Genomic DNA, 5498 nt, shown 5'->3' on the forward strand with positions numbered 1-5498 from the left:
GGCGCGATGTGCCGGGAGGGCGCGGAATAGACATAGCCCCCGTCCCGGCGAGCCGGGCGGCCTTCGGGGATACCCCCGCTTTCGCTGGGCGCGCGGCAGCGGCCGCATGCGCGTAGTCAGACTTGGGGAGCCCCGCCGAAGGAATGGAGTGCGGGCCGACAGAACGGTATCCGCGGATATGAGACTGAGCCGAAGGCGTCGACGACATGCCGGGGGCGGACCGGGACGGGTTCAACGGCAGGCCCCGCCGACCGATTGCAAGCGGTCGGCGGGGCCATTGTGGCTCTTGACAGCGGATTGGGTCATATGAGCGATGTGTTAACGATGCGCCAGCGGATGCGCCGCCAGATAGACCTCGGTCAGTTGCGTGCGGTCGACATGCGTGTAGACCTGCGTGGTCGAAATATCGGCATGGCCCAAAATCTCCTGCAGCACACGCAGGTCGGCACCGCCCGCGAGCATGTGGGTGGCAAAGGAGTGGCGCAAGGTATGGGGATGGAGCCCCACCAGCCCCACCTGACGCCCATACCGCTCGCATATCGCATGCACGGCCTGGCGCGACAGGCGACGTCCGTTCTTATTTAAAAAGACCGCCGAGGTCTCGGTTCCGCGGGCATGGGCCGCCAAGCGAGAACGTCCCTCAGTTACATAGAGCATCAGAGCTCGCGCCGCGCTTCCCACCAGCGGGGACAGGCGTTCCTTTGAGCCCTTACCGCGAACGAGTACAAAGCCATCGTCAATATGGATATCGCCCACATCGAGCCCCACCAACTCGCTCACACGCAAACCGCATCCGTAGAGCACTTCCAAGATGGCATGGTCGCGCAAGCCCATCTCGCCCTCGGGGAAGTCTTGATCGAGCAGAGCCGAGACATCCTCCACCGATAGATACTCCGGCAAACGCTCAGCCTTTTTAGGCAGGCGCAACGCCGCCGTTGGATTTTGGGCTACAGCCCCATCGCGCACCAAAAAGGCATGCAGGCCCTTCACGGCTGCAAGCGCACGCTCCACCGAGGCATCGGAATAGCCCCCATCGCGACGGTCGGCGACAAAGCCCTCCACGACCTGACGAGTCACCTCTTCAAAAGACACAATACCCGCCCGCTCCAGATAGGCGCAGTACGTCGTCAGGTCACGACGATAGGCCGCAATCGTGTTGCGCGCCAAACCCCGCTCGACCGCGAGGTAATCGAGATACTCCCCCGCCGCCACGGCGAGCGACGAGGGAGTAGCTTCGGTATGTTCCTTATTCGCCGGCACCCTTAGTCCGTAGCGAGGTTCATGGGCGTCACCTGCAGACGGTCGACACCCTCGTGCTGGCCGATCGAAGCGCGTACGAACTCGCGGAACAGCGGCTGCGGGTTGGTCGGGCGGCTCTTGAACTCGGGATGAGCCTGGGTTGCCACATACCACGGATGCACGTCGCGCGGCAGCTCGACCATCTCGACCAGGCGCTCGTCAGGCGACAGACCCGAGATAACCAAACCGGCGTCCTCGAGCTGGTCGCGGAAGGCGTTGTTGAACTCAAAGCGGTGACGGTGACGCTCGTAGACGAGTTCCTCGCCATATGCCTCGCGAGCAAGGGTATCGGCGGCGAGCTTGCACGGATAGGCGCCCAGGCGCATGGTGCCGCCCTTCTCGGTCACGTCCTCCTGCGAGCTCATCAGATCGATGACACTATACGGGCCATCCGGATCGAACTCAGAGGAGCTGGCGCCGGCAAGGCCGACGACATTGCGCGCAAATTCGCACACGGCCACCTGCATACCCAGGCAAATGCCCAGATACGGAATCTTGTGCTCACGGGCAAACTCGGCCGCGAGGATCTTGCCCTCCAGGGCGCGCTTGCCAAAGCCGCCGGGGACCAGGATGCCCGAGGCGTCGCCCAGAACCTCGGAGACATTCTGCTCGTCGAGGCTCTCGCCGTCGACCAGCTGGACGTCCACATGGCGATCGTAGAAGACGCCCGCATGGTGCAGGGCCTCGATAACCGACAGGTACGCATCGGGCAGCTGCGTGTACTTGCCCACGACGGCGATCTTCACCTTGTCGGCGTGATGGTTGGCGTGATTCTGTTTGCGCAGGAACTCGTTCCACTCGCTCATGTCGCGCTCACGCGGGTCCAGACCCAGGCGCTCGCAAATGCGCAGGTCAAAGTCCTGCTCGGCAAGCAGCTGCGGAACATCGTAAATGCTCGCGCAGTCCTCGTTGGTAAAGACGCAATCGGTGTCGACGTCGCAGAAGCTTGCGATCTTTCCGCGGATAGCGTCATCGATATGGTGGTCGGAGCGCAGCACGATAATATCGGGCTGGATGCCAAAGCTGCGGAGCTCCTTGACGGAATGCTGTGTGGGCTTGGTCTTGACCTCGTGGGCGGCGGCGATATAGGGAACGAGCGACACGTGGATGTAGCAGACGTTCTCGGGGCCGGCCTCCTTGCGGTACTGACGGATGGCCTCGACAAACGGCTGGGACTCGATGTCGCCAATCGTGCCGCCCAGCTCGGTGATGACTACATCGGAGCCGGTCTGCTCCTCGATGCGGCGGAACTTGTCCTTAATGGCATTGGTGACGTGGGGAATCACCTGCACGGTACCGCCCAAAAAGTCGCCGCGACGCTCGCGGGCGATTAGGCTTTTGTAGATGGCACCGGTCGTAAAGTTGGAATCGCGGGTCAGGTTCTCATCAATAAAGCGCTCGTAATGACCCAGGTCCAGGTCGGACTCGTAACCATCCTCGGTAACGAAGACCTCACCATGCTGGAACGGGCTCATGGTACCGGGGTCGACGTTCAGATACGGGTCGGCCTTCTGCATCGTTACTTTGTAGCCACGCGACTTGAGCAGACGGCCCAGCGAGGCCGCGGTGATACCCTTGCCCAGGGACGAAACCACGCCACCGGTTACGAACACATGCTTGGTCATATTGAGTTACCTGCGCTTCCCGTAGAAGTTGTTTATCCACATCTTACGGGTCTTCATTGTAATACTCGCGCCGCGGACCGTTCGCAATTTTTCTCGCGTGCGATTGCATTTCTCAATCTTGAAACAAAACGCCGCCCGGTTTCCCAGGCGGCGTCGCTATGGCAAGGGTTACATGCTGCTATCGATCAGCAACCTCGTCCTCAAGCATTTCTTGAACGAGCATGCCGGTACGGACGCCCTCAAGATACCACTCGCCACGTTCGGTGAGGCAAATGCCATTTGCAAGCTGACCGCCGTCGTCGCTATAACGCGAGACGACATCAATCATGCCTTCGGAATCCAAGCGATCGATTGCGGCGCGGGCACGATACGGCGAAACCCCCACGCGCTCGGCAAGCGTTTTGCGCGAGAAACCATACGGCCCGCCATTGTCTTCGGTTTGCTGGTCGATTTCCATCAACACCAGCACCTCAACACGCTTCATATCGTTGACACTCGCACGACCCTTGCCCGCCATAGCAGCCTCCTCAAACCGAGCACGAGCATCTAACGCGCCGTGCGCGACCGACACACCTCACGATGGCAGGTAATATCCATCATGCGGCATCCCGCTAAGGATGAAACAGTTACGGTTATTGTATACCGCTCAAATTGTTTCTAGGCAGGTAAACGGCTATTTTTCGCCGAAATAGGCGCTTTATTGATCAAAAAGCCGTACCGGGCGCCAACCCGATACGACCAAAATGCAATGCAATTACCGCGGTGCTTCAAACTTAGCGGTGGAAGAAACCGCGGCGCTCAAACTTGGGCTCGCAGCACACGTTGATACCCAGTTTGCGCAGTACCGTCTCGTCCGTCGGCGAGATAATCACGCTAAAGAAGGCATCGCAACCGCGCAGCTGCTCCAGGCCCGAAAGGACGCGAGCGGCCGTCTCACTCGTGGCCGAGGTGATCGACAGCGCCATAAGCGTCTCGTCGGTGTGGAGGCGAGGGTTTTTGCTGCCCAGGAAATGCGTCTTGAGCTTGCTGATGGGCTCGATCGCCTCATCGCTAATGACCTCGAGCTCAAGGTCGACGCCCGAGACATGCTTGAGGGCGTTCATAATGAGCGAACTTGCGGCGCCCAGGCGCGTGGAGGTCTTACCGGTCACCACGGAGCCATCGGGCATGACCATGGCACCCACGGGACCACCCGTCAGCTGCTCCCTGGTGAGGGCCGCCGAGCGCGCCGGTGAGTAGTTCTTATCGATGCCGGCTTTCTTCATAATAATCTTGAGACGGTCGACTTGCTCATCGCCCACGCCGGTACGGCGCACATTTTCGACCGCGGTAAAGTAGCGGCGGACGATCTCCATCTTGGAAGCGTCGCGGCAGGCATCGTCATCGGTGATGGCAAAGCCGACCATATTGACGCCCATGTCCGTAGGACTCTGATAGGGGCTCTTGCCCAGGATCTTTTCCATCAGAGCACGGACCACCGGGAAGGCCTCGACGTCGCGGTTGTAGTTGACCGTGGTCTTGTTGTAGGCCTCCAAGTGGAAGGAGTCGATGATATTGGCATCGTCGAGATCGGCCGTTGCTGCCTCATAGGCGATGTTGACCGGATGCGTGAGGGGCAGATTCCAGACCGGGAAAGTCTCGAACTTGGCGTAGCCGGCGGCGGTGCCGTGCTTGTGCTCGTGATAGAGCTGCGAGAGGCAAGTGGCGAGCTTGCCTGAGCCGGGGCCGGGAGCGGTGACCACGACGAGCGGACGCGTGGTCTCGACAAACTCGTTCTTGCCGTAGCCATCGTCGGACACGATCAGATCGACATCGTGCGGATACCCCTCGATGGGATAGTGCAGCTTGGCGGGAATACCGAGCGCGTTCAGGCGGTTGCGGAACACATCAGCAGCAGGCTGGCCAGCGTACTGGGTGATGACCACAGCCGCGACGGCAAAGCCGTTGCCGCGGAACAGGTCAACCAGGCGCAGCACATCCTCGTCATAGGTAATGCCCAGGTCACCACGAGCCTTGTTTTTCTCGATGTGGTTCGCGTTGATCGCGATGATAACCTCGACATCGTCGGCGATGCTCTTGAGCATGCGGAACTTGCTGTCCGGTTCAAAACCCGGTAGCACGCGGCTCGCATGATAGTCATCGAATAGCTTACCGCCAAACTCCAAATAGAGCTTGCCGCCAAACTGCGAGATGCGCTCCTTAATGTGAGCAGCCTGCAGCTCGATATACTTCGCGTTGTCGAAACCCTGGCGCATATATGGCTCCCGTCCCGTTTCCATTTAATGTTCTAGGCGATTATAACGGAGCCCGCCCTCCCCGATACCCAGACCATCAACAGGCACCAACCAAACATCCGTCAAACCTCTTGTCGGACATATTTGGTGCAAACTAACCTGACCCCATTGCACCGCCCCATAACACCAACAATGGCAGCGCCGCAGGTGGAGCAAAAGTCAGACACTATGACCCAATCCGAGGGCACTAAAAAGATAGGAGCCCCCGCTCGTGACCGCGGGTCGGGGCTGCGACAATGATGTTGAAGTGCCATAGGCGCAGCCGCGCCGCAACGAGGTT

4 protein-coding genes are annotated in these 5498 nt (G+C 60.0%); all 4 read right to left on the minus strand.

Features of this window, described 5'->3' with window-relative positions; translation table 11 throughout:
- Nucleotides 1–318: 318 nt before the first annotated feature.
- Nucleotides 319–1260 (minus strand): site-specific tyrosine recombinase XerD, encoded by a 942-nt coding sequence (gene xerD, locus I4W09_RS10075; RefSeq protein ID WP_172544915.1) that lies wholly within the window; start codon nucleotides 1258–1260, stop codon nucleotides 319–321.
- Nucleotides 1261–1262: 2 nt separating this feature from the next.
- The gene (gene pyrG / locus I4W09_RS10080) at nucleotides 1263–2924 is read right to left on the minus strand and encodes a CTP synthase (RefSeq protein WP_006234274.1); all 1662 of its coding nucleotides are present in this window, start codon (nucleotides 2922–2924) and stop codon (nucleotides 1263–1265) included.
- A 178-nt stretch (nucleotides 2925–3102) separates the two neighbouring features.
- Nucleotides 3103–3441, minus strand: coding sequence for a helix-turn-helix domain-containing protein (locus I4W09_RS10085; protein WP_040358312.1), 339 nt, complete (start codon nucleotides 3439–3441; stop codon nucleotides 3103–3105).
- 256 nt (nucleotides 3442–3697) lie between these two features.
- A complete protein-coding gene (locus I4W09_RS10090) occupies nucleotides 3698–5179 on the minus strand; it encodes a DUF1846 domain-containing protein (RefSeq protein WP_006234276.1) in 1482 nt (493 codons plus the stop codon).
- Between the last annotated feature and the right edge of the window lie 319 nt (nucleotides 5180–5498).

The organism is Collinsella aerofaciens (assembly GCF_015670795.1).
Classification (GTDB): domain Bacteria; phylum Actinomycetota; class Coriobacteriia; order Coriobacteriales; family Coriobacteriaceae; genus Collinsella; species Collinsella aerofaciens_Q.